We start from the raw sequence: 24,627 nt of genomic DNA, 5'->3' as shown, positions 1-24,627 counted from the left end.
CGTCGTTTTTCCTATCAATTCGGGTGGGCAGCAGGCTTTGCTGGTGGGGGAATTCTAAAGTCCGCGCTCTTTACACCAAACGGTCACTCGACAAAACTGCGCCAAGGTCTATTTCTGGGCTTCGTTTTCCGACCATCGTCACGAGGCAAGATGACCGTCGATCATGCCGTCGGCCACAATATGCTGCGCGGCATTGCGCTGAAGATCGTCTCCGTGGCGGTCTTTGTCGGCATGCAGACCTGTATCAAGGCGGCCGGCGCCGTGCCCGCCGGACAGATCGTCTTCTTCCGCTCCTTCTTCGCCATCTTGCCGATCATCGCCTTTCTGGCCTTCAAGGGACAGCTCGCCACCGCATTCACCACGAAACGGCCGTTCAACCACATCGCGCGCGGCGTCGTCGGCGTCGGCGCCATGGGGCTCGGCTTCTTCGCGCTGACCAGGTTGCCACTTCCCGAAGCGATCACGCTGAATTATGCCCAGCCGCTGCTGGTCGTGGTGTTCTCTTCGATCTTCCTGGGCGAGACGATCCGCGTCTATCGCTGGAGCGCGGTCGCCTTCGGCCTCGTCGGCCTGTTGATCGTTTCCTGGCCGGAACTGACGCTGTTGAATTCCGACGAGGCGCTCGACGACCAGGAGGTGCTTGGCGTCATGGCGGCGCTGATCGCCGCGGCGATCTCGGCCGTCGCCATGCTTCTGGTGCGCAATCTCGTGCAGACCGAGAAGACGGCGACCATCGTGCTGTGGTTTTCCTCGACGGCGAGCGTGCTGGCGCTGCTCACCCTGCCTTTCGGCTGGCAGATGCTGACGCCGATGCAAGCCGCGCTGCTTGTCATGGCCGGCTTCTGCGGCGGGCTCGGTCAGATCCTGATGACGGCCGCCTACCGCCACGCCGAGGCTTCGGTCGTGGCGCCTTTCGAATATAGCTCGATGATTCTCGGCGTCGTCATCGGCTATCTTGTGTTCGGCGATGTGACGTCGCTCAACACGCTGATCGGCGGCGTGATTGTGGTTGCCGCCGGCATCTTCATCATCTGGCGCGAAAGGCAACTTGGCCTCGAGCGCACGCGCACCCGAAGGGCGACGCCGCCGCAGGGGTAAGCCTACGAAGCGGCCGTCCGCTCCTTCGCCAGCCGCACCAGCACGGTCCGCGTCTGCTCGTCGGCGGGGAAGAAGGATTCGATCGCCAGCTCCGACAGCGTCACGTCGAGCGGCGTACCGAAGACGGTGATCGTGCTGATGAAGGACAGCACCTGATCGCCATGCGCGAGCCTGAGCGGATGGACGATGCCGCTTGGCTCGACCGGCGCCGGCCGGCTGCTCCTCAGCCCGGACGGATAGCCGCGCAATTCCTTCTCCAACTCGATCAGCATGGAGTCGCCGGTGGCGTCGTTCTGGTGCTTGAGGCGCTCGAGCAGATGCGCGCGCCATTCCGCGAGGTTGACGATGCGCGGCGCGACGCCACCGGGATGCAGGCTGAGCCTCAGCACATTGACCGGCGGCTTGAGCAGCCACGGCTCCGAGACGTCGGCCAGGAACGGGCCGATCGCCGCGTTGGCGCAAACGAGGTTCCAGTGCCGGTCGACCGCCAGCGCCGGGAAGGGCTCGTGGCCCTTGAGCACCGTCTCGACCGCAGCCATCGCCGGCGCCAGCGTCGTATCGGTCAGCGGCCTTTCGCTGAAGCTCGGCGCGAAGCCGGCCGCGAGCAAAAGCTGGTTGCGCTGGCGTAGAGGAATGGCAAGCTGCTCGGCCAGATGCATCACCATCTCGCGCGAAGGCTGGGCGCGGCCGCTTTCGACGAAGGAGAGATGCCGCTGCGAGATATCGGCTTCCATGGCGAGGTCGAGCTGGCTCATGCGCCGGCGCGTGCGCCACTCGCGAATGAGGCTGCCGGCGGAGACGTCGGGTGTTGTCATGGGGGATGAGTAGGCCGGCGAGCGGAGTAATTCAATTACCTGGGAGGTTATCGCTCCCCTTCTCCCTTGCTGTGGGAGAAGGGGAGGTGCTTCACCCCAACGCCCTCAGCTTCGCCTTCACCTCGAGAAAATCCCGCCACGCCAGCTTCTTGTGTGCAGGCGTGCGAAGCAGATACGCCGGATGCAGCGTCGGCATCGCTGGAATGGCAATGCCCGACTGGGTGGTGTGGACGCGCCAATTGCCGCGCAGGCGCAGGATGCCCTCGGTCGTGTTGAGCAGCGTCTTGGCGGAAGGGCCGCCGAGATTGACCAGCACCTTCGGATTGATCAGCTCGATCTGCCTTTCGATGAACGGGCGGCAGATCTCCGTCTCGTGCGGCGTCGGCGTGCGGTTGCCCGGCGGGCGCCACGGGATGACGTTGGCAATATAGGCCGATGTCCGGTCGAGGCCGATCGCTGCCAGCATGCTGTCGAGCAGCCGTCCGGAGCGGCCGACGAAGGGCAGCCCTTCGAGGTCCTCGTCGCGGCCCGGCGCCTCGCCGACGAGCATCAGGTCGGCATTCGGGTTGCCGTCGGCGAAGACCAGGTTCTTGGCGGTGAATTTGAGATTGCAGCCGTCGAACGCCGCCATCTGCTGGCGCAGCTCGTCAAGCGTCGAGGCGCTCGCCGCCAGCTGCCGTGCAAGCTTGATCTGCCCCTCGTCGGGGACCGTGGCGGTGGTGAGCGTCGGGCGCCGCGGCGCATCGGGCACTTGGCTTGCGTCAAGTCCCATCGATGCCGCCGGCCGTTCCGCCGCCCGGCCTGCCTCCAATCCGGGCTCCGATGCCGGCCGCTCCAGGGGCATGCTTTCACGCGCGATCGCGGCCTGCGCAGGCGCGCGCTCGGCTTGCTTCGGCTTGGCCTCGGCGAAGCGGTTGACAGGCGTGTCTTCCAGCGCCTCGTCACCGCCGGCGCTGGCATAGAAGGCCAGCAGCTCTGCGATATCGATCGGGTTGTTGGGGGAGGCGGCAGTCATGGCGCCACCATCGTCCGCGCGGCAAAGATTTGCAACCGCTCGGAATTCGCCATTCAGCGCAATGTCTGTCAGCCCGTCGGTATGCGCGGATCCTGCACCAGGAAAAATGTCCAGCGCGGCGTGTAGTCGGTGATCAGGAACTCGAACGTCGCCGTCTTCAGCGGGTCGACCTTGCCGTTCTTGAACAAGAGCCGGTCATAGGGTTCGAACTGGCGGTCGAAATCGGCGAAGTTGCTCGAGACGATGTTGTCGGGACTCTTGTTGCGCTGGTCGAAGGAGAGACCGTCGCCGAACACGCTCGGCTGGTCGAGGATTTCCTGCAGCTCGAACTGGAACTCGACCCAGGGCAGGGAGCTGTTGTTGAGCACGTCGATGCGCATGTACATAACCCCATTGGCCACGTTGCCGGCCCTGCCGAAGGCTTCGATCGGCCTGATCGCGCGGATGGTCAGCGTCACTGGCGTCGCCGAATTCAGCTCCTCGGTGATGACCAGCGGGTCATCCTTGGTGCCGATTCCGGAAGCGCCGGTGATGCGGAAGCCGCCGAGCTCGTCGGAAAAGGAGTAGGCGCCGGCCGCCCAGACTTTCTGCGGATCGGCCTGGGCCGCGCCGAGCGAAAAGAGGAGCGGAAGAACCGCGCGGCAGAGCACGCCGGGCGTGAAGAGTAAGCGCTTCAATGAAAAGCCGGTTGGCTCGGGAGTGCGCATGGGGCCAAGTATTGCCGATAAGCAAGCCGTCGAACAATTAAAAACGTGCCGGACGGGCCTGGCCTTCCAACTGCATGGCCCTGGCCTATGCTTCGCCGTCGCCTGTCCGATGGCCGTTTCGTATGGAACACCGCGACTTTTTGTCGAAATCGGCTTTGTCACGTCAGCGCCGGTTTCGCGTCGCGAATTGATGCGCTATGCAGCGCGTGAGCCAGCAAAATGCGAGAATAGGGCAAGCCAGCGAGGGGCAGATGAGCGAAATCGAACGCGAGAGCATGGAATTCGACGTGGTCATCGTCGGCGCCGGTCCGGCCGGCCTTGCCGCGGCGATCCGTCTGAAGCAGCTCAACCCCGACCTTTCCGTCGTCGTGCTGGAAAAAGGCGGCGAGGTCGGCGCCCATATCCTGTCCGGCGCCGTCGTCGACCCGATCGGCATCGACCGCCTTTTGCCGGGCTGGCGCGAGGAGGAAGGGCACCCTTTCAAGACGCCTGTCACCGACGATCATTTCCTGGTGCTGGGCCCCGCCGGGTCCTTCCGCCTGCCCAACTTCCTGATGCCGCCGCTGATGAACAACCACGGCAACTACATCGTCTCGCTTGGCAATGTCTGCCGCTGGCTGGCGACCAAGGCCGAGGCGCTCGGCGTCGAGATTTATCCGGGCTTTGCCGCGGCGAGCCTTGTCTACAACGACGCCGGCGCCGTGACCGGCGTGATCACTGGCGACATGGGCGTCGAGAAGGACGGCACGCATGGCCCGGCCTACGCTCCGGGCATGGCGCTGATGGGCAAATACGTGCTGATCGGCGAGGGCGCGCGCGGCTCTCTGGCCAAGCAGCTGATCGCCAGATACCAGCTTGCCGACGGCCGCGAGCCCGCCAAATTCGGCATCGGCCTCAAGGAACTCTGGCAGGTCAAGCCTGAGAACCACAAGCCGGGGCTGGTGCAGCACTCCTTCGGCTGGCCGCTCGACATGAAAACCGGCGGCGGCTCCTTCCTCTACCATCTCGAAGACAACCAGGTGGCGGTCGGCTTCGTCGTCCATCTGAACTATAAGAATCCTTGGCTCTCCCCCTTCGAGGAATTCCAGCGCTTCAAGACTCATCCGGCGATCAGAGGCACCTTCGAGGGCGCCAAGCGGATCGGCTATGGCGCGCGCGCCATTACCGAGGGCGGCTGGCAGTCGGTGCCGAAACTCTCCTTCCCCGGCGGCGTGCTGATGGGCTGCGCGGCCGGCTTCGTCAACGTGCCCCGCATCAAGGGCTCGCACAATGCGGTGCTGTCCGGCATGCTGGCCGCCGAGCATGTCGCGGACGCCATTGCCGCCGGCCGGGCCAATGACGAGCTCGCCTCCTATGAAGACGCCTGGCGCGGCAGCGACATCGGCAGGGATCTGAAGAAGGTGCGCAACGTCAAGCCGCTGTGGTCGCGCTTCGGCACCATCGTCGGTGTCGGCATCGGTGGTCTCGACATGTGGCTGAACACGCTGTTCGGCTTCTCGCCCTTCGGCACGCTGAAGCACGGCAAGGCCGACTATGCGACGCTCGAGCCCGCCTCCAAGCACCAGAAAATCGCTTATCCGAAGGCGGATGGCGTCTTGACCTTCGACCGGCTCTCCTCGGTGTTTTTGTCCAACACCAACCATGAGGAAAATGAGCCCGTGCACCTCATCGTCGGCGACATGGCGCTGCAGCAGCGTTCCGAGCACGACGTGTTCGCCGGGCCATCGACCCGCTACTGCCCGGCCGGCGTCTATGAGTGGCTGGACAAGGACGGCAATGCCGCTGCCGATCCGTCCGCCAAGGACGTGCGCTTCGTCATCAACGCGCAGAACTGCGTCCACTGCAAGACTTGCGACATCAAGGACCCGAACCGGAACATCAATTGGGTGCCCCCGCAAGGCGGAGAGGGGCCGGTCTACCAAGGCATGTGAGCCCCACGTCTGGCCGGGCCGGCTCGACAGCCGCCATCCTGCGGCTGGCGAGAGCCGGGTAACAGGCGGCACCTACGAGCAATACCGGTTGCGACGGCGCAACCTCAAGGCTGTTGAATCCGCTGCCTGCTTGTGTTCCCTTTCCCTAAGGATAGGGAGGAGACGGTTATGCGCATGGCGGTTCTGACATGCCTTGTCGCTCTCGGCGCGCTCTGCGCGCCGCAGGCTTCGGCCGGCACCAGGGTGCTGGTCCAGACGCGCACCTATGACATTGCCGGCAATTCGGGCGCGGCGCTCATCGAGGCGATGGGCAGCAAAGGTCCCAAGCACGGCTTCATGACGCATGCCATCGCCCAGACCGCCTATACGGCCGACTGGGAGCTTGGCGTTATCCAGGACAAGGGCTCGTGCCGGATACGGCAGGCAAACGGAACGCTCAGTCTCTTCTACACTTTCCCCCGCTTGGCGTCGCCAGCCACGCCTGCATTGAAGAAGCGCTGGAACCGGTTCTTCGCCGGCGTGCGCGCCCACGAGGGAACCCATGGCCGCATTGCCCGGGAAATGATGCGCGTCACCGATCGCTCGATCACCGGTCTTAGGGTCGCTAACGACCCCTATTGCTACAAGGCGCGCAGCGAGGCGCGCCGGCGCATCCAGGCTGTCTATGCCGAATACGAGGCCAGGCAAAATGCCTTCGATGCCCGCGAGCACCGCGAAGGCGGTCATGTCGAGCACCTGGTCGCTGCTTTGATCAGGCCCTAGCGGCACAAGCAGAAACCGGCGATGCGGCGGGAAGCAATGCGACGCTAACTGCCCGTCTTGCCAAGTTGTGCGTTTGCCGCCAGCGCCGACTGATGCTCGTGCTCGGGCTCTCGGCCGTCGGACCGCAACGAGAACTCGACCAGCACCGGCAAGTGGTCGGAGCCGGCGTCTTCCAGCCGCGTCGCCGAATGGATTGTCACGGCCCCCTTGCTGAACACCTGGTCGATCGGCAGGCCGGCGAAGCGCCGGATGAAATCCGGCAGCTTCCGGTGAATCCAGGTCGGCCCGGCCGACGGCATCACGCTCAGTCCGCCGAGCGAGGCGACACGACGCACCGCAGCGCTCCACGGCGCGGCGTTGCAGTCGCCGGCCATGATGGCGGTTTCGCCGAGCGCGGCAAGCGGCTCCGCCAGCTCGCCGATCTGCCAGTACTGCTCGCGCGGCCACGGCCAGCTCAAATGGATTGCCGCGACATCGACGCCGGTGCCGCCGAAATCGACCGTGGCGGTAGCCATCGCACCGCGCGGCTCGCAATGCGGCGCCGTGCCGGCGGCAAAAGGCCGCCGCGAGAGCAGCGCGACCCCGAATACGCCGTTGGGGTAGGGGCAGAGGATGCGGTACGGATAGGCGCCGGTGATATAGCCGAGCTCTCTCGTCCACATTCCCGACACCTCGTCGAGGGTGATCACATCAGGGTTGGTGCGGCCGATCAGCGACAGCACCTTCTTGGGCGTCGGATTGTCGAAGCGAAGATTGATCTGCAGCAGGCTGTAGACGATACGGTCGGCAGGTTTGGCGACCGCCTGCTGCGGCCACAACCTGGGCAGCGCGCTGGCCGTCGTGGCGAGGCAGGCTAGGGCGAAGAGCAGCGCTGCTGCCGCTTGCAGCCGGTACGAACTGGCAAGCAGCGCCACCGCCAGCAGCGCCGTGAGCACGCTCAGATGAATACGAAAATGCGAGAACGAATCGAGGGCTGGATGCAGCGCGCCGAGGAATCCGGCCAGCAGCGCGGCCGTGAGTGCCGTCATCGCCAGGAATGCCACCCCAGCCGTCATGTTTGAGCGCGCGCCGCCTGTTGTCATGTCAGTCGTGTTCTGCCGAATGTCGCCGGCATCTTTTTGCAGCGACATAGTCTCGCTCAGGCCTGCTTATCGGCAAAATTGCGGCCCGGGCAAGACGATGAGTTGCCTCGGCTACTGGAAAGCAGTCTCGGAGAAGCTTCTCAACTTGCGCGAATGCAGCCGCTCCATCGGCATTTCGGCCAGCTTCTCCATCGCCCTGATGCCGATGGTGAGGTGCTGCGCCACCTGCCGCTTGTAGAATTCCGTCGCCATGCCGGGCAGTTTCAGTTCGCCATGCAAAGGCTTGTCGGAGACGCACAGCAGCGTGCCGTAGGGCACGCGGAAGCGGAAGCCGTTGGCGGCGATCGTCGCCGATTCCATGTCGAGCGCGATGGCGCGCGACTGCGAAAGGCGCTGCACCGGTCCGCGCTGGTCGCGCAGTTCCCAGTTGCGGTTGTCGATGGTGGCGACGGTGCCGGTGCGCATGATGCGCTTGAGATCGTAGCCGGAAAGTCCCGTTACTTCGGCGACCGCTTCCTGCAGCGCTACCTGGATCTCGGCCAGCGGCGGGATGGGCACCCAGACCGGCAGGTCGTCGTCGAGCACATGATCCTCGCGCACATAAGCATGGGCCAGCACATAGTCGCCCAGCGCCTGCGTGTTGCGCAGGCCGGCGCAGTGGCCGAGCATCACCCAGGCATGTGGCCGAAGAACCGCGATATGGTCGGTGATGGTCTTGGCGTTGGACGGGCCGACGCCGATATTGACCATGGTGATGCCGCCATGGCCCGACTTCTTCAGATGGTAGGCCGGCATTTGCGGCAGGCGCTGTGGCGGGGTGCCTTCGCTCGCCGCGCCGGCCCCGGCCTTGGTCACGAGATTGCCCGGCTCGACGAATTCGCTGTAACCGCCGCCGCCGCTCTCCATCAGTTCGCGGGCCCGCGCCACGAACTCGTCGATGTAGAACTGGTAATTGGTGAACAGCACGAAATTCTGGAAATGCTGCGGGCTGGTAGCCGTGTAGTGCGTCATGCGGTGCAGCGAATAGTCGATGCGCTGGGCCGTGAACGGCGCCAGCGGCCTCGGCTCGCCGAACGCCACCTCGAATGTGCCGTTGGCGATCTGGTCGTCGGTGCCGTCGAGATCCGGCACGTCGAACAGGTCGCGGATCGGTCGCCTGATGCGCTCGGCAGCCGTGCCGTCGACATAGGTGCCCTCCAGGAAGGCGAAATGCAGCGGGATCGGCGTCGTCGATTCCGACACCGTGACCTGGACGCCGTGATTGCGCATGATGAGCCGAAGCTGCTCGACGAGATAGTTCTCGAACAGCTTTGGCTGGGTGATGGTGGTGGCAAAATGCCCGGGCGTCGGCATATGGCCGTAGGCTTGGCGCGAGTCGATCTGCGTGAACGAGGTGGTGGTGACGCCGATCTGCGGATAAAAGGCCCGGTAGCGCCTGCTCTCGTCGCCGCCGGCGGCGAGCTTGGCGAAGGAATCGCGCAGGAATTTGGTGTTGCGGTCGTAGAGCGCCTCCAGCGCCGCGACCGCCTTCTTGGCGTCGTCAAAACTCTGCCTGCCGAAAGGCTCCGGCATGACGACCGATTCGATGGCTTGGGGGTAGATTCGCTTTTCCATGGCCCAATATAGGGATTTGGAAGAGCGCTTGGGAGGGGGAGGCGGGCGCGAAGCCCGCCTTGCGGAGTATTTTTCTCTGGCCGTGTCAGCCACGCTGCAGGCTGACCAGCAGCACGAAGCCGATGCCTGCCTTCTTCGGCGCCGGCGCCTCGATGACCGAACCGGCGTCGGCGCGCATCATCGGCACCGCCAGCACAGGAGCGGCAAGCACCATCAGGATGAGCATCGCCCGCGGCAGGAGCCGAAGAGCTTTGAGGGTGGAGGCAGCGATGCGGTTCATGGTGGTCGTTCCGGTTTCGAGTATTGGTCGTTTCAGCGGCCGAAATGGTTCATGCAGTCCAGCCGGCAGGTATCGGCCATTCGCGGTGAGCGCGCCGGACGGCCGGCTTCGGCCACGAGGATGGCGAAGAACATGCCGAACAGGCTCATCAGCAGGCACACGATGGTGAAGCGGCGGACAAGCATTGGTCTCTCCTTCAATGCGAGGAGAATGCCCGAGCGCCTCTGAACCGGTTCTGAGACCGGTATTCATCTGCGGTTCAAATTGGCTGATGGGGTCATGACCCGGCCAAGGCCTGCGAAATGCCTTGTCCAGCGTTGCGCTCAGAAACGGCGCTCAAAAAGAAAACGGGGCGCCGGGCCCCGTTTTTGCATCGTCATCCGTTCGACTGTCAGAGCTTGTGCCAGGTCTGGGTCTTGCAGATCAGTCCGCCCAGAACGCAGCCGCTCATCTTTAGCGAGGTGCCGGAAAGCGTCGCCTTGCCGGAATAGGTCTTGTCGGTTTCCGGGTCTGTTATGGTGCCGGTGTACTTGTTGTCGCCGGCCGCCTTGAAGGAGCCGATCGTCTTGCCGGCATATTTGCCGGACTTGAGCGTGATGGAAAACGCCCCGCCGCCGGCGATCGCCGCTGTCGATCCGGCCTGCGTCTTCCAATTGCCCTCGATCGGGTCGGCCGACGCGGCGCCTGCCATTATCAAGGTGGCCGCCAGGGCCAGGCTGACTTTTCGAAACATGCTTGTCCTCCCTTTAGGGTTCCGGCGGGCCTCGTTCCGCCTTTCTGTCCCTTACGCAAACGTAAAGCTAATCCAGCCATCGCCAAAACGAAAGCCGTGCCGCGACGGAAGCTTGCAAGGATTTCGGCCGCGTCGGTCGCTGGAAATGAACGGATGGCGAAAAAGGCTTCGGTTTCCGTGGTTAGCGAAGTCTTGATTCCCGCGCCTCAAATTTTCGACGAATTTGGCGCAGATCGGCTGAATTGCTGGATTCCTATGCTTAACGGTTCTTCGCGTTTACCTCTTGTTTTAGCTTTGTTTTCTTCAAATTAAGCAAGCCATTTAACGACGGATTCAAGGCGAGCCGTCATCCTCGAAAGCATCGAAAGAGCGGCCCGCCCGGGGACTTCCAGGGACAGAAGGAGGCAGCTCTCGGGAGCAGACAGGGGATTGAAATGGCACGTTTTGAAATGCTTGAAGCCGGCTTCGGCGCCATGGGGGCAACTGCCCAGGCCGACATTCTTTTCGAACTGGGCATGATGTATGCGACCGGCCGCGATTGCGAGACCGACGTCATTGCCGCCCACAAATGGTTCAACATCGCCGCGATCAAGGGATCGCTCCGCGCCGCCGAGCTGCGCTCGGAATTGTCGGCATCGATGTCGAAGGCCGAGATCGCCAAGGCGCTGCGCGAAGCGCGCGAATGGATGACGATGCACTGATTTTGCGGGGTAAGGCCCGAAAGCTCTTAAGGGACAAGGCCGCAAAAAGACGGCCGGTTAACCAGACCAAGAACGCGGCAGGTCAACGAACTCAAGCCGTGCGACAACACAGGGAAGCGAGCGGGTTCAGGCGCGCGGGGTGCCGGGAAGCTCGACTGCAAAAGCCGCGACCGGCCGGGACAAGGCCGGCGCGGCTTTTGCATTTGCGCAGTCTCCGGCTGTATGGGAACGGCGGCTTGGCCCAAGAACTCCCCGTCGGAATGAACCAAATCCCGATACATTGTGCTCTCGACAGTTCCGGCGAAGGGTGAAATTGTCCCGGCTCTCTGGAAGAAGCGTGGCCGGAACGGCCGCGCGCAAGTGGAGGAGTTCTATTGTCATGAAAAGATTGGGTATTTTGAGCGCGGCCGCATTGGGCCTGACGATGAGCGCATCGGTTGCCTTCGCCGACGACATCACGATTTCGGTGGTCGGCCCGATGACCGGGCAGCTCGCCAACATCGGCGACCAGTTCAAGCAGGGCGCGCAGGCCGCGGCGGATGCCATCAATGCCGCCGGAGGTGTCAATGGCAACAAGATCAAGATCGACATCCAGGACGACCAATGCGATCCGAAGCAGGCGGTGTCGGTTGCCAATCGCATCGTTGCCAACGGCGTCAAGTTCGTCGACGGCCATGCCTGCTCGGGCTCGAGCATTCCCGCTTCCGCCGTCTACGCCGAAGCCGGCACCCTGATGATGAGCCCGGCCTCGTCTAATCCGGAACTGACCGACGCCGCGGCCAAGGCCGGCTGGCCGACGATCATGCGCCTCTACACGCGTGACGATGCGCAGGGCGCTTTCATCGGTCCATGGATCGCCAAGAAATATGCCGGCAAGAACGTCGTCGTCCTGCACGACAAGAGCGCCTACGGTCAGGGCGTTGCCGATGCTGTCAAGGCGACCATGAATGCCGGCGGCCTCAAGGAGGTCGACTATGAAGGCATCAATGCCGGCGAGAAGGACTATTCGGCTTTGGTCACCAAGCTGAAAGAGCTCAAGGCCGACGTCGTCTATTTCGGCGGCTACCATCCGGAGGCCGGCTTGATCCTGCGCCAGGCAGCGGAGCAGAACGTCAAGTTCCAGCTGATCATGCCGGACTCGATCGCCTCGCCGGAATTCTGGCAGATCGCCGGCCCGGCCGGTGAAGGCACGATGTTCGTCTTCCCCTCGGATCCGCAGTCGAAGCCGGAAGCGAAGGAGGCCGTGGCCAAGATCAAGCAAGGCGGCTTCACACCGGAAGGTTTCACGCTGTTCTCCTATGCAGTGATCCAGGCGGTGGCCGAAGGCGTCAAGCGCGCCGGCACCGACGACCCGGCCAAGGTCGCCGAGGCGCTGAAGGACGGCAAGCCGATCAGCACCGTGGTCGGCGATGTGATCTTCGACGAGAAGGGCGACCTGAAGAACGCCAGCTACGACATCAACCAGTGGCACGACGGCAAATACGCGCCGATCAAGCCGTAATTCGTTCTGCAGATCGATTGGAAATGGCCGGGATTTGTCTCGGCCGTTTTCGTATGTGCCTTGGCACTGATTTGGAGGCCAGTTCGGCGCTCTACGGCGTCCCCCTGGAGTCCTGCCGCCCCAGCCAGTTTGTCCCGTTGCCGATCCAAGGCGACCGGCAGCTCAGCCCCGTGCGTCCTCGAACCGCACCAGCACCGTGCCGTCGCTCACTTGCGCGCCTTCGGCCGCGATCTCGGCAATCACCCCGTCATGGGGTGCGGCGATCGTATGTTCCATCTTCATCGCCTCGAGGATCAGGAGCGGCTGGCCCTTGATCACGGCATCGCCCGCTGCCGCGCGCACCAGCTTGACCAATCCCGGCATCGGCGCGCGCAGGCTGTCCGACGCGGCCGCGGCCTCATCCGCCTTGGCCAGCGGATCCGGCACCGTGAATGTATATCCGACCGCTCCTTCGAACACCGTGACATGGCCCGGCCAGCGCGCGCTGCGCGGCATGCTCCTGAGGTCGTGCGCGTTGAGCGCGTCATGCGGCGCCTCCAGCGCCACCTGGAAGCGGCCGTCTGGCCGCGCCGAAACCCGGGCCAGGATGTTCTCCTCGCCGTAACGCAGCCGGGTGCGGCGCGCCAGCGTATGGAAATGCGCATAGCCGGCGAGCGAGCACCACGGATCGGCGGCCGGACCCGCCGTGCTTGCGTCGGTCGCTGCCAGCGCCGCCGCGGCGATCGCTTCATCGCTTGGCGCGGGAACAGCGACAAGAGCGTCCTGATGCCGGCCGATCAGGCCGGTGTCGATATCGCCCGCCGCGAAATCGGCGTCGGCGGCGAGTGCTGCAAGGAAGGCTGTGTTGACCGTCGAGCCGGCAACTTCGGTTCGGGCCAGCGCCTTGCGCAGCGCGCCAAGCGCGGTGGTTCTGTCCCTGGCGTGCACCACCAGCTTGGCGATCATCGGATCGTAGAAGGGCGAGATCGCATCGCCGGACCGCACGCCGGTCTCGATGCGCATGGCGGCATCCTCCGGCGGCGTGTCGGGGAATTTGAGATGATAAAGCGTGCCCGTCGCCGGCAGGAATCCCTTGGCCGCGTCCTCGGCGTAGATGCGCGCCTCGAAAGCATGTCCGGCAAGGGCGATCTCGTTCTGCGCCTTCGGCAGTTTTTCGCCGGCGGCGACACGAAGCTGCCATTCGACCAGATCGACGCCGGTGACCATCTCGGTGACGGGATGCTCGACCTGCAGCCGTGTGTTCATCTCCATGAACCAGAAGCGGTCGGCTTTGAGGGCCTCGGAAGCATCGACGATGAACTCGATCGTGCCGGCGCCCGAATAGCTGATTGCCTTGGCGGCCTTCACCGCCGCTTCCGTCATCGCCTTGCGCAGCGCCGGCGTCATGCCGGGGGCGGGCGCCTCCTCGATCACCTTCTGGTGGCGGCGCTGCGCCGAGCAGTCGCGCTCGAAAAGATGCACGACATTGCCGAAATTGTCACCGAACACCTGGACTTCGATGTGGCGCGGCTTGTCGACATATTTTTCGACCAGAACGCGGTCGTCGCCGAAGGCAGCCTTGGCCTCGCGCCGCGCTCCGGACAGCGCCTCGGAGAAGTCGTCCGGATGGTCGACGCGCCGCATGCCCTTGCCGCCGCCGCCGGCGCGCGCCTTGATCAGCACCGGGTAGCCGATCTCGCGCGCTTTTGTGGCAAGCAGCACAATCTCCTGCGCTTCGCCGTGATAGCCGGGCACCACCGGAACGCCGGCCTTTTCCATCAACCGCTTGGCGGCGTCCTTCAGCCCCATGGCGCGGATCGAGGCGGCGGACGGGCCGATGAAGATGAGGCCCGCTGCCGTCACCTGGTCGACGAAGTCGGGGTTCTCCGAAAGGAGGCCGTAGCCGGGGTGGATAGCCTCGGCGCCTGTGGCAAGCGCCGCGGCAATGATCCTGTCGCCGCGCAGATAGCTGTCACCGACCGGCGAGGGGCCGATATGCACCGCCTCGTCGGCCATCTCGACATGCAGCGCTCGCGCGTCGGCATCCGAATAGACGGCGACTGTTCGCGCGCCGAGCTTGCTCGCGGTGCGGATGACGCGGCAAGCGATCTCGCCTCGATTGGCGATCAGGATCTTGCCGAACATGGAGCCTCCCGAGTTTGCGACGGGCAGCGCCAATTCGGCAGGCGCGGGCCTACTTCGATGCGGCGATCTCGCAGGCGCCGCCCGTAGTCACCTTGTAGTGCGCGCGCGTGGCCAGGCAGGATTTCATCGCCAGCTCTTCCGCAACCTTTTGGGACGGCGCATTCAGGTGTCCACCACAGATGATATAAGACGACATGATCCGGGCATAAGGCGTGGTCGCGTAGGCTGAATGGCCGCTCGCCGCCAGATAGGCCTTGTACGCCCTGTTGCACGGATCCTTGGGATTGCGTGGGATGTAAGGTGGAAAGCGCTTGTCCCCCTCGCTTCCAGCCAGCGACCCGGCGACGACAGCGCCGCACGAGGCGAATATAAGCATTCCTGCAAGTATCGACGCGGAAGCTTTCCGCAGATATTCTCGTGTCATTTTTACCCAATCCCCATGAGACAATGCAGGATGAGCAATATCGAATATTTGCCGGCGTCGCTAGATGGTCACTCAAGAATCTCGATCTCGTGAACGGGTGGAACGTCTTTGTCATAAAGTTCAGGCTCCCCCAATCGCAGCAACGGTTGAGCTGTATAGTTTGGCAGTCAGATCGTCGAAGCAGCAGAAAGTCACGGTCTCGGGGATGGCGTTTTCGCCTAGAAAAACAGCAACCGTGCCGACGGCTATTTCGGTAGCCTGATCTTTCGGATAGCCGTAGATGCCGGTCGAGATCGCCGGAAATGCTATCGTTCGACAGTCCTTACCGGTGGCAATCTCCAGCGAGCGCCGATAGCAGGAGGCGAGCAACTCCGCCTCGCTCTCGCCCCCGCCGTGCCAGACCGGGCCGACAGTGTGAATGACATAGCGCGCCGGCAGCCGGTAGCCTTTCGTCAGTTTGGCATCCCCGGTCCTGCAGCCGTTCAGCGTGCGGCATTCGGCGACCAGCTCCGGCCCGGCGGCGCGGTGGATAGCGCCGTCGACACCACCGCCGCCGAGCAGCGAGGAATTGGCGGCATTGACGATGGCATCGACCTTAAGCCTGGTGATGTCGCCGGTATGCACGCGGATCCTATCGCTGACGCCGCTCATCGTCACATCCTGAACACGCCGAACTTCGTTTCCTCGACCCCGGTATTGAGCGCCGCCGAGAGGCTGAGCGCCAGCACCTCGCGTGTTTTGGCCGGATCGATGATGCCGTCGTCCCAAAGCCTTGCCGAAGAATAGAGCGGGTGACCCTCATGCTCGTATTTCATCAGGATCGGCTTCCTGAATTTCGCTTCCTCCTCGGCGCTCCACTCACCGCCCTTGCGCTCGATGCCCTCGCGCTTGACCATGGCGAGCACCGTTGCCGCCTGCTCGCCGCCCATCACCGAAATGCGCGCATTCGGCCACATCCACAGGAAGCGGGGCGAATAGGCGCGGCCGCACATGCCGTAATTGCCGGCGCCGAACGAACCGCCGATGATCACCGTAAGCTTCGGCACGCGTGCCGTGGCGACCGCCGTGACCAGCTTGGCGCCGTCCTTGGCGATGCCGCCGGCCTCATACTTTCGCCCGACCATGAAGCCGGTGATGTTCTGCAGGAAGATCAGCGGAATGCCGCGCTGGCAGCAGAGCTCGATGAAATGCGCGCCCTTCAGCGCGCTTTCCGAGAACAGCACCCCATTGTTGCCGAGGATGCCGACCGGCATGCCGTGCAGATGCGCAAAACCGGTGACCAAGGTGGTGCCGTAATTCTGCTTGAACTCGTCGAACTCGGAACCGTCGACCAGACGCGCGATCACCTCGCGAACGTCGTAGGGCTGGCGCAAATCCGTCGGCACGATGCCGTAGAGTTCATGCGGATCGTGAAGCGGCGATACCGGTTTCTGTAAGTTCAGGCTTACGGCCTTGTTCCGATTCAGGTTCTTGACGATGCGTCGGCAAATGGCCAGCGCGTGCTCGTCATCCATGGCATAGTGGTCGGCGACGCCGGAAAGCCTGGTGTGGACCTCGGCGCCGCCGAGCTCCTCGGCGCTGACATCCTCGCCGGTGGCAGCCTTCACCAGCGGCGGGCCGCCAAGAAAAATGGTCGCCTGGTTGCGCACCATGATCGTTTCGTCCGACATCGCCGGCACATAGGCCCCGCCCGCCGTGCAGGAGCCCATGACGCAAGCGATCTGCGGGATGCCGGCTGCCGACATGTTGGCCTGGTTGTAGAAGATGCGGCCGAAATGCTCACGGTCGGGGAAGACCTCGTCCTGGTTGGGCAGGTTGGCGCCACCGCTGTCGACCAGGTAGACGCAAGGCAGCTTGTTCTGCAGCGCGATCTCCTGCGCGCGCAGATGCTTCTTCACCGTCACCGGATAATAGGTGCCGCCTTTCACCGTCGCGTCGTTGACGACGACCATGACCTCCCGGCCTTCGACACGGCCGATGCCGGTGATGATGCCGGCCGACGGAATATCCTCGCCATACATCGACCATGCCGCGAACTGGCCGATCTCGAGAAAAGGCGAGCCGGTGTCGAGCAGTTGCGCCAATCTTTCGCGCGGCAGCAGCTTGCCGCGGCTTTGGTGGCGCTCGCGCGCCTCGTCCGAGCCGCCGCGCTCGATGCCCGCCGCCTTCTCGGCGATATCGTCGACCAGCCCCCGCATGCGCTCGGCATTGGCGCCGAAGCTTTCCGAGGAGGGGGAGATTTGGGTTTGGAGTGTGGCCACGTTATTCCTCACACCTCTTGATGCCGCAACGCAACCAGTGTAACAGCCCGCACCCGGATGCTGCGTGCGCAGCGCGGCATCTTTTGTACGAATGACACCTCAGGAGGCGACGATGAAAGGCATCGATATGCGTTTCACCAAATGTCTCCCCTCGGCCATGGCCTGACGCCGCCGAAGGGCGGCTTTCCACGTCCCGGATTCGAGCAAAAGGAACACGGCGCCTGCAAGCGCTGTGGGTGTCACTATGTATGTGCGGTTTGTAACGCCGCTGATCCATCCGAAGAGCCGGGTAGAGAGCGGCTTTTTCCATGCGTCCTGGTACTTGTACCGGAATGGCTGCCCGGACTGGATCCATGGCGAACTGGAGGATCAGTTCGACTGGTTCAATCGGCATTTGCCCATTCCTGGCCGGGTTGGGCGGCATTTCAAGCGCCGTGAGTCGATTTGGGGCGTCTGCTGGTTCCACCCGAACGCCAAGGAAGCCATCAGCCGTGCGCGCTATTGCGCCTGGCTGATCGAGGAGGGCGGCTTGCCTGTGCGCTCGATCACGTCCCGGCGCCAGCGTGAGGTTCTGTGGCGCGATGAGCATCAGATCGTCGCCAAGCCGACCGACGACCTGCCCAAGGCGTTCGGCTGAGGTGACGGAGGGAGACATCACACTCCCTCCGCCATGATCTCGCGGCCGATCAGCCAGCGGCGGATCTCGCTGGTGCCGGCGCCGATCTCGTAGAGCTTGGCGTCGCGCAGAAGCCGCCCGGTCGGATAATCGTTGATATAGCCGTTGCCGCCGAGCAGCTGGATGGCATCGAGCGCCATCTGCGTCGCCTTTTCGGCCGCGAAGAGCACGCAGCCGGCGGCGTCCTTGCGCGTGGTCTCGCCGCGGTCGCAGGCACCGGCCACGGCGTAGACATAGGCGCGCGCCGCGTTCATCGTCGAATACATGTCGGCAAGCTTGCCCTGCACCAGCTGAAAACTGCCGATCGGCTGGCCGAACTGCTTGCGCTCATGCACGTAAGGCACCGCCACGTCGAGGCAGGCCGCCATCAGCCCGATCGGCCCGCCGGAGAGCACGGCGCGCTCATAGTCGAGGCCCGACATCAGCACCTCGACGCCGCGCCCTTCCTCATGCAGCACATTCTCGAACGGCACCTCGACATTCTCGAAGACGAGCTCGCCGGTGTTCGAGCCGCGCATGCCGAGCTTGTCGAGTTTTTGGGCCACCGAAAACCCGGCAAAGGTTTTTTCGATGATGAAGGCGGTGATGCCGCGCGAATTGCGCTCCGGATCGGTCTTGGCATAGACCACCAAGGTCTCGGCATCGGGTCCGTTGGTGATCCACATTTTCGAACCGTTGAGCACATAGCGGTCGTTGCGCTTTTCGGCGCGCAGCCGCAGCGACACGACGTCCGAGCCTGATCCGGACTCCGACATTGCCAGCGCGCCGACCTTTTCGCCCGAGCAGAGCGCAGGGAGGTATTTCTCCTTCTGTGCCGGCGTTGCCCAGCGGTTGATCTGGTTAACGCAGAGATTGGAATGCGCGCCGTAGGAGAGGCCGACCGAGGCGGATGCGCGGGAAATCTCCTCCATCGCCACGACATGCGCGAGATAGCCCATACCGCTGCCGCCGAACTCGGCATCGGCGGTGATGCCGAGCAGGCCGAGCGCGCCGAGCTCCCCCCACAGATGTGCCGGGAATTCGTTGGAGCGGTCGATATCGGCCGCGATCGGCGCGATCCTGTCTTGTGCGAAGCGCCTTACGGTATCGCGCAACGCCTCAATGTCGGCATCAAGCCCGAAGTTCAGCGTATTCGTGTACATGGCGTTCCTCCCGGCGCATGACCCCGAAATCGACTTCGATAAGGATAATGCGCGAAATCAAAGTGCCGTGGCCTCCTTTGCGCGTCGGACGGGACGCGTTGCGCTGCCGGCGCCGATCTTCGCGCCGACGAGCCGCCTTGTCATCGAAAGATATGTCTCCGTGACTTCAGAGATCGACAGCCGCTCGCCCGGACGGAACCAGACGATGACGCCGGTCATCATCTGGATCAGCGCCATGGCGGTCAGGCCGACATCGTCGATCTCGAAGATGCCGGCGTCGGCGCCGTCGCGCAGGATCGCGCGCAATTCCTTCTCATAGGCCGTGCGCATCTTGAGGATCTGCGTCAGCCGCTCATGCGAGAGGCTGCGCAATTCCATGTTGGAGACATGGGTGGCGCGGCGCCGCTCGATATGGAAGGCAATGTGGTTCTCGACATAGGCGGCGAGCCGCGCCGCCGGATCGGCCGGTGCCGGGCGCGCGTCATCCCAGGCCTTGAGCAGGCCTTCCATATGCTCGCGCATCAGCGTGAACAGCAGATCCTCCTTGGTGGGAAAATAGCGATAGAGCGCGGCGGCCTGCACGCCGACTTCGGTCGCCAGCTGGCGCATCGACATCGCCTCATAGCCGAGCCGCGCGATCAGCCCGACCGCCGCCTCGCGAACGGCCGCCTCGGTTTTTTCTCCGTCTGAACCCGTGGTGCGTGCCATGTTTGCCTCTGCGAAGCAGATAATAAAACGAACGTTCAATTAATTCAAGCGGGCAAGCGATGGTGTTCAGGCCGAAGGGCAATGGCCTGCAATCGGTCTGACGCAAGCCTCGGCTGGATCTGTAGAGCGGAGCGACTTAGTCGCCGCGGAAAGCGCGGCTCGCCTGATCGGTCAGGGGCTTAAGCAGATAGGAAAGCACCGTGCGGTCGCCGGTTCTCAGGAACGCCTCCGCCGGCATTCCCGGCTTCAGTTCCAGCGATCCCGCCTGTTTGAGGCTGCTTTGCGTCAGCACGATGCGCACCGCGTAATAGGCGACCCCGGCTTTCTGGTCTTCGATGAGGTCGGGCGAGATACGGTCAACCTGGCCCTCGACTTCCGGCGTGATCTGCTGGCTGAAGGCCGAAAGGCGAAGCGTGGCGTTCTGTCCGATGCGCACCTGGTCGATGTCCTGCGGCGCGACGCGCGCCTCGACCACCAGCGCGTCGGCGCTCGGCACGATCTGCATGATCGCCTCGCCGGGCGCGATCACGCCGCCGATCGTGTGCACGGCCAGCTGATGCACCCGGCCCGATTGCGGGGCGCGGATATCGATCTGCTTCAGCGTTTGCTCGGCCGCGATCTGACGCTCGCGCAGTTCGCTCATCTTGCCGTCGATCTCCCTCAGTTCGCCCGCCACTTCGCTGCGCAGGTCCTGATCGATCTGGATGATCGCCAGTTCCATCTCGCTGATGCGCCCGCGCGTCTGCGCGGCGGCGGCGATCAACTGCCCGTTTTCGCCGTCGAGCCTTGCCTCGGCGCGTTCGCGATCGGCCAGACGCGAGATCGGCACCAGCTTCTTTTTCCAGAGGTCCCGCATGCCCTCGAGCTCGATCTTGGTGAGGGATATCTCCTGCTGCTTGCTCCTAAGCTGGGCCTCGATACCCGCGATCTCCTGACGGAACTGCACGATGCGCTCGCGTAGCTGTGAAATCTTGCCCTCGCGCGCCTGCCGCCGCAGCGCGAACAGCCTGTTCTCGCCGTCGATGAGATGACCGATCTGAGGGGCATGCGCGTTTCCCGACAGCTGCTCGGGATAGAGCACCGCCTGGGCGCCGTCGCGTTCGGCAATCAGCCGGGCGCGGCGGGCAGAGAGCTCGTCGAGACCGTTGTCGACGATGGCGAGATTGGCACGCGCCACCGTGTCGTCCAGCCGCACCAGGACGTCGCCCGCCTCGACCGTGCTGCCGTTCTGCACGTTGAGAGCGCCGACGACGCCGCCTTGCGGATGCTGGACGGACTTCACGTTCGAGCCGACGACCAGATGGCCGCCTGCGACCACGGCTCCGGCAAGACTGCTTGATGCCGCCCAAAGGCCGAGCCCGCCGACAAGCAGCGCCGCTGCGATCGCTCCCGCCCGGACGTTCCTGCGAATGGCCTGACGCAAGCGCTGCTGCTGGGGCGAAGCACCTTCGATCGGCTTCGAACCGCGGTCGAGCAGCGCGATCGCGCGCGCCCTGGCGGACAATGCGATGTCGCGCACCACGCGCAACGCATCGGCTTTGAAATCGGGCGTTGCCGACCTCATCTCAGCCCGCCGATCCGACCGCATGCAGCGGTTTTGTCACCGGCTGCAAAGCCTGCCGTGCGATCTCGCTCTTCAGCCCGAATGCCTGCTGCCTGCCGCCATTCAGCACCAGCAAGTGGTCGAGCGCGGCGAGGGCGCTGGGACGATGCGCGACCACGATGACGATGCCGCCGCGCGCTTTGATGCCTTCGATGGCACGCGTCAGCGCTTGGTCGCCCGCGGCATCGAGGTTGGAATTCGGCTCGTCGAGCACGACGAGGAACGGATTGCCGAACAGCGCGCGCGCCAGGCCTACACGCTGACGCTGTCCGGCGGAAAGTGCCGCGCCGCTCTCGCCGATCTCGGTTTGATAGCCTTCGGGCAGGCGCAGGATCATGTCGTGCACGCCGGCAGCCTGGGAGGCCTCGATGATCGCCTCCGGCATGGCGTTCTCGTCGAAGCGGCTGATGTTCTGGGCGACCGTACCGGCGAACAATTCGACATCCTGCGGCAGATAGCCGATATGGCGGCCAAGCGCCTGCGCCGGCCACTGCTCGATTGCAGCGCCGTCGAGACGGATCTTGCCGCGCATCGTGGGCCATACGCCGACGAGCACGCGCACGAGCGAGGATTTTCCGGAGCCGCTCGGGCCGATCAGGCCCATGCCGGAGCCGGCGTCGAGCGAAAAGTCGATATCCTCCAGCAGGATGCGCCGTCCACCAGGCGCCGTCACCCCGACGGTTTCCACAGCGAGTGTCGCGTTTGGCGCCGGAAGCTCCATGCCGCCATCGTCGACCGGAAAGGCGGCAAACAGATCGACCAGCCTCTGCCAGCTCTGGCGCGCGCTGAGGAAGTGCTTCCAATACGCGGTGGCGAGCTCGATCGGTGCCAGCGCCCGCGATGTCAGGATGGAACTGGCGATGATGATGCCGGGCGTGGCCTGCTGGTAAATGACCAGATAGGCGCCGAGCGCCAGGACCATCGACTGCAGCATCATGCGCATGATGCGCGAAGCCGCACCCAATCCGCTCGTCAGGTCGCTCGCCTGCGCCTGCGCCTCGCGGAAGGCGTTGTTTGCTTGGCTCCAGCGCCCGGCCAGCCTCTCGCCCATACCCATGGCGGCCAGCACTTCGGCGTTGCGGGCGCTCGCCTGCGCGATCGCGCCGCGCCTTGTGCCGAAGCCGGACATTGCCTTGGTCGGGGCGCGGACCAGGCGATCGGTGAGTGCCGTCAGCGCGATCAGCAGCAGCGCGCCGATGAGCGCCGCGACGCCGATCCACGGATGGAAAAGAAAGCAGATCACAACATAGAGGGGCATCCATGGCAGATCGAACAGCGCACCCGGGCCGGGGCTGGAAAGGAAGCCGCTGACCTGGTCGAGGTCGCGCAGCGCCTGCAGGCCTTCGCCGCGATCAGGCGTTCTGAGCGGCAGCCGCACGAGGCAGTTGAAGACGCGGCCGGCGATGAGCTCGTCGATGCCGGCGCCGATGCGTGTCAGCACGCGCGCACGGATCGCTTCGAGGACGCCCTGGAAGGCATAAAGCACGGCGACCAGAATGATCAGCGCCACCAGCGTCGGCACGCTGCGGCTAGGCAGAACGCGGTCATAGACCTGCAGCATGAACAGCGAACCGGACAGCATCAGCACGTTGATGAGGCCGCTGAGGCCGGCGACGGCCGCATACGGGCCGCGGAAGGAGGCGAGCGCCTTGCGAAGCTCGGAAGGTTTCAGGTCAGCTAAAGGCGAGCGTGTCAGATGGTTACCCCCGAAAAAACCGCGCCCGGCTTGAGGCGGGTTGGCGGGCCGCGATCGAGGCGCGGCCCGCGGTCAAGATCAGCCGACGAGTGCCGTCGTTTGATGGTCGGAATGGCCGGCAATCTGCGCCAGGATCTTGGTGATCGCGGACTGCGCCGCATCGGCCGCGTTGGCAAAGACCGGATTGTCGGCCGGCAGGTGGTCGTGCAGCCCCGCTGCTGCCCGTTCCACAGCCTGCTGGACATGGTCCGACGGATCCGGCGCGTTGTCCGGATTGGCGTGCGAGGCGTGACGGAACAAGAATTGGTCGCTGTCCAAGGCCACCGCATCATGCTTGGGCGCGTCGGAGTCGGTGAGACCAGGCGTGCCCCGGTCGCCAACAGGATGCTTGCCGAAGAAGTCGGCGAGCCAGTTTTTGGTGCCGTTGCCCGTGTTCGGTCCGCTGGTCGGCGCGGCCGGGGCGTGGCTTGAATCGGATCCTGAATCTTCTGCCGATGCCGTCGCCGCGAGCGTGCCCGATTTCATTGCCGGGTCGATCAGGTCGCGCTTGACGTTCTTGGTGCCGATTGTCGCCGTCTGCGTCGAAGTGGCGATATTGGCGCCCGAAAAAGTGACGTTATAGGTGCCGGGCTTCAGCGCTAGATCATAGCCGCCGGCGGCCGAGGTCGTGGTCTTAAAGGTCTGGCCGGCTGAGTTCCTGGCGGTCACAGTGATGGTGCCCAGCCCTTCGCCCGGATCGTAGAAACGGTCGCCGTCCTTGTCGTCGAAAGCGACGCCGGTGAGGAAGAGATCCGTGCCGCTCTTGGCGAAATCCTCGGTGACGAAGGCGCTGCTGCGGCCCTTGTAGTCGCCGACCTCGAAGGCGAGCCCAACTTCACGGAAGTTGGAATTGAGGATGTTGGCCCGATGCCCGGGAGAATTCATCAGATTGGTGTGGAGAAGCTTGACCTCGTCGACATAGCCGGTCGGCGCGCGGGTCGTTGCCCAGGCGATGTTCTCGCCCGTGGCCCATGAGCCGCTCAGCGTATAACCGGCATTCGTCATGCGCGTCGTCGGCGACGAACCCCCGGAGCCGGTGTGGGAGAATGTGTCGGTGGCCAGCATCCACTTGTCGTGGCCCTCGGCGGCTTCGCTGAGATCGTTGTCGAAGGCCAGGGGCTGGGCGCCGGTCTTGGCGCGCTCAGCATTGATGAGCTCGAGCAGATACTGCTCGTTGGCACTGTGCTGCGGCATCGGATATCCCCGTTGATATTGTTTGGTGAGCCCCCTGATCTCCGTCACCCGCCTTTCCGGCTATGGAGCAAATATGTTCATCATGCGGCGCTAAAGTAACAAATCGGAATATACGCACATATATCGTGTGCGTATCGCACCAGAAGCAATGTCGGACGGTTTGCCGATCGGTGGATGGAAGCTGATTTCGGCGGACTTGCCTAGGCGATGATCCTGAAGTCGATAGGTGCACTGTCGTCCGTGCGTTCTTCGATCTCGATCCTGATGACCGTCGCGCCCCTAGGCCCCCGCCACAGCCGATCAACCATCGAGTCGATCGCTGCGTCGGCGCCGGCGATGAGCGCCGTGACCGAACCGTCGTGCTCGTTTCGCACCCAGCCCGTCAGTCCGAGGCGCACGGCTTCGTCCCGCGCCCAAACCCGGTAGCTGACCCCTTGCACCTTGCCGGAGATGCGCGCCCGAACGGTTCTCCTCTGCTCGACCATGCTCGTCTCCGCCTTCGAAGCCTTACGGAATCCGGC

General features: G+C 64.1%; 24 protein-coding genes. 6 read left to right on the top strand and 18 right to left on the bottom strand.

The features are described 5' to 3' along the window. Positions 1–150: 150 nt before the first annotated feature. Positions 151–1,098 carry a DMT family transporter gene (locus CK215_RS05550; RefSeq protein ID WP_095827197.1) on the top strand — a complete coding sequence of 316 codons (948 nt, stop codon included), beginning with the start codon at positions 151–153 and terminating at the stop codon, positions 1,096–1,098. Positions 1,099–1,100: 2 nt separating this feature from the next. On the opposite strand, the gene CK215_RS05545 is transcribed toward CK215_RS05550, so the two are convergent. The 3 genes from CK215_RS05545 to CK215_RS05535 form a co-directional block, all read right to left on the bottom strand. After that, positions 1,101–1,913 (bottom strand): helix-turn-helix transcriptional regulator, encoded by an 813-nt coding sequence (locus tag CK215_RS05545; RefSeq protein WP_095830345.1) that lies wholly within the window; start codon positions 1,911–1,913, stop codon positions 1,101–1,103. A gap of 91 nt (positions 1,914–2,004) precedes the next feature. After that, complete coding sequence (locus tag CK215_RS05540; protein ID WP_095830344.1) at positions 2,005–2,928, bottom strand: uracil-DNA glycosylase; 924 nt, start codon at positions 2,926–2,928, stop codon at positions 2,005–2,007. A gap of 68 nt (positions 2,929–2,996) precedes the next feature. Next, the gene (locus CK215_RS05535) at positions 2,997–3,635 is read right to left on the bottom strand and encodes a hypothetical protein (protein ID WP_066997558.1); all 639 of its coding nucleotides are present in this window, start codon (positions 3,633–3,635) and stop codon (positions 2,997–2,999) included. A gap of 251 nt (positions 3,636–3,886) precedes the next feature. Between CK215_RS05535 and CK215_RS05530 the strand changes: the two genes are divergently transcribed. Together CK215_RS05530 and CK215_RS05525 are read left to right on the top strand one after the other, a co-directional pair. Beyond that, positions 3,887–5,566 (top strand): electron transfer flavoprotein-ubiquinone oxidoreductase, encoded by a 1,680-nt coding sequence (locus CK215_RS05530; RefSeq protein WP_095830589.1) that lies wholly within the window; start codon positions 3,887–3,889, stop codon positions 5,564–5,566. A 168-nt stretch (positions 5,567–5,734) separates the two neighbouring features. Continuing rightward, positions 5,735–6,328, top strand: a complete 594-nt coding sequence (locus CK215_RS05525; protein WP_066997555.1) for a DUF922 domain-containing protein — start codon at positions 5,735–5,737, stop codon at positions 6,326–6,328. A gap of 44 nt (positions 6,329–6,372) precedes the next feature. Here the strand turns inward: CK215_RS05525 and CK215_RS05520 are convergent, their stop codons facing one another. From CK215_RS05520 to CK215_RS05505, 5 genes are all read right to left on the bottom strand, one after another. After that, positions 6,373–7,383 carry an endonuclease/exonuclease/phosphatase family protein gene (locus CK215_RS05520; protein WP_095830588.1) on the bottom strand — a complete coding sequence of 337 codons (1,011 nt, stop codon included), beginning with the start codon at positions 7,381–7,383 and terminating at the stop codon, positions 6,373–6,375. A 138-nt stretch (positions 7,384–7,521) separates the two neighbouring features. Further along, positions 7,522–8,982, bottom strand: coding sequence for an AMP nucleosidase (locus tag CK215_RS05515; protein WP_245299647.1), 1,461 nt, complete (start codon positions 8,980–8,982; stop codon positions 7,522–7,524). 127 nt (positions 8,983–9,109) lie between these two features. Then, entirely contained in the window at positions 9,110–9,304 is a 195-nt protein-coding gene (locus tag CK215_RS05510; protein WP_066997549.1) for a hypothetical protein, read from the bottom strand. 32 nt (positions 9,305–9,336) lie between these two features. Beyond that, positions 9,337–9,489, bottom strand: coding sequence for a hypothetical protein (locus CK215_RS31245; RefSeq protein WP_164747131.1), 153 nt, complete (start codon positions 9,487–9,489; stop codon positions 9,337–9,339). Positions 9,490–9,695: 206 nt separating this feature from the next. After that, positions 9,696–10,037, bottom strand: a complete 342-nt coding sequence (locus CK215_RS05505) for a DUF2147 domain-containing protein (RefSeq protein WP_095830343.1) — start codon at positions 10,035–10,037, stop codon at positions 9,696–9,698. A gap of 434 nt (positions 10,038–10,471) precedes the next feature. On the opposite strand from CK215_RS05505, the gene CK215_RS05500 reads away from it, so the two are divergent. Next, entirely contained in the window at positions 10,472–10,738 is a 267-nt protein-coding gene (locus tag CK215_RS05500) for a sel1 repeat family protein (RefSeq protein ID WP_066997543.1), read from the top strand. Between the two features lie 379 nt (positions 10,739–11,117). Further along, positions 11,118–12,239 (top strand): ABC transporter substrate-binding protein, encoded by a 1,122-nt coding sequence (locus CK215_RS05495; RefSeq protein WP_067321025.1) that lies wholly within the window; start codon positions 11,118–11,120, stop codon positions 12,237–12,239. 162 nt (positions 12,240–12,401) lie between these two features. On the opposite strand, the gene CK215_RS05490 is transcribed toward CK215_RS05495, so the two are convergent. The 4 genes from CK215_RS05490 to CK215_RS05475 form a co-directional block, all read right to left on the bottom strand. After that, the gene (locus CK215_RS05490) at positions 12,402–14,363 is read right to left on the bottom strand and encodes an acetyl/propionyl/methylcrotonyl-CoA carboxylase subunit alpha (RefSeq protein WP_095830342.1); all 1,962 of its coding nucleotides are present in this window, start codon (positions 14,361–14,363) and stop codon (positions 12,402–12,404) included. 49 nt (positions 14,364–14,412) lie between these two features. Continuing rightward, positions 14,413–14,787 carry a hypothetical protein gene (locus CK215_RS05485; RefSeq protein WP_066997532.1) on the bottom strand — a complete coding sequence of 125 codons (375 nt, stop codon included), beginning with the start codon at positions 14,785–14,787 and terminating at the stop codon, positions 14,413–14,415. A 120-nt stretch (positions 14,788–14,907) separates the two neighbouring features. After that, the gene (locus CK215_RS05480) at positions 14,908–15,438 is read right to left on the bottom strand and encodes an O-acetyl-ADP-ribose deacetylase (protein WP_066997529.1); all 531 of its coding nucleotides are present in this window, start codon (positions 15,436–15,438) and stop codon (positions 14,908–14,910) included. A 2-nt stretch (positions 15,439–15,440) separates the two neighbouring features. After that, positions 15,441–17,048 carry a carboxyl transferase domain-containing protein gene (locus CK215_RS05475; protein ID WP_095830341.1) on the bottom strand — a complete coding sequence of 536 codons (1,608 nt, stop codon included), beginning with the start codon at positions 17,046–17,048 and terminating at the stop codon, positions 15,441–15,443. A 244-nt stretch (positions 17,049–17,292) separates the two neighbouring features. On the opposite strand from CK215_RS05475, the gene CK215_RS05470 reads away from it, so the two are divergent. Further along, positions 17,293–17,685 (top strand): hypothetical protein, encoded by a 393-nt coding sequence (locus CK215_RS05470; RefSeq protein WP_066997523.1) that lies wholly within the window; start codon positions 17,293–17,295, stop codon positions 17,683–17,685. A 17-nt stretch (positions 17,686–17,702) separates the two neighbouring features. On the opposite strand, the gene CK215_RS05465 is transcribed toward CK215_RS05470, so the two are convergent. The 6 genes from CK215_RS05465 to CK215_RS05440 form a co-directional block, all read right to left on the bottom strand. Further along, entirely contained in the window at positions 17,703–18,866 is a 1,164-nt protein-coding gene (locus tag CK215_RS05465) for an isovaleryl-CoA dehydrogenase (protein WP_066997520.1), read from the bottom strand. A 57-nt stretch (positions 18,867–18,923) separates the two neighbouring features. Beyond that, positions 18,924–19,574 carry a TetR/AcrR family transcriptional regulator gene (locus CK215_RS05460; protein ID WP_066997517.1) on the bottom strand — a complete coding sequence of 217 codons (651 nt, stop codon included), beginning with the start codon at positions 19,572–19,574 and terminating at the stop codon, positions 18,924–18,926. Between the two features lie 136 nt (positions 19,575–19,710). Further along, the gene (locus CK215_RS05455) at positions 19,711–21,138 is read right to left on the bottom strand and encodes an HlyD family type I secretion periplasmic adaptor subunit (protein WP_095830340.1); all 1,428 of its coding nucleotides are present in this window, start codon (positions 21,136–21,138) and stop codon (positions 19,711–19,713) included. A gap of 1 nt (position 21,139) precedes the next feature. After that, the gene (locus tag CK215_RS05450; protein WP_280953074.1) at positions 21,140–22,849 is read right to left on the bottom strand and encodes a type I secretion system permease/ATPase; all 1,710 of its coding nucleotides are present in this window, start codon (positions 22,847–22,849) and stop codon (positions 21,140–21,142) included. A gap of 102 nt (positions 22,850–22,951) precedes the next feature. Further along, entirely contained in the window at positions 22,952–24,106 is a 1,155-nt protein-coding gene (locus CK215_RS05445) for a CAP domain-containing protein (RefSeq protein ID WP_095830587.1), read from the bottom strand. A 200-nt stretch (positions 24,107–24,306) separates the two neighbouring features. Further along, complete coding sequence (locus CK215_RS05440) at positions 24,307–24,591, bottom strand: acylphosphatase (protein WP_095830338.1); 285 nt, start codon at positions 24,589–24,591, stop codon at positions 24,307–24,309. Between the last annotated feature and the right edge of the window lie 36 nt (positions 24,592–24,627).

This window comes from Mesorhizobium sp. WSM3864 (genome assembly GCF_002294955.1).
Lineage (GTDB): Bacteria > Pseudomonadota > Alphaproteobacteria > Rhizobiales > Rhizobiaceae > Mesorhizobium.
Note: the sequence above shows the minus strand (reverse complement) of the source record. Positions and strands in the feature narration are given on the sequence as shown.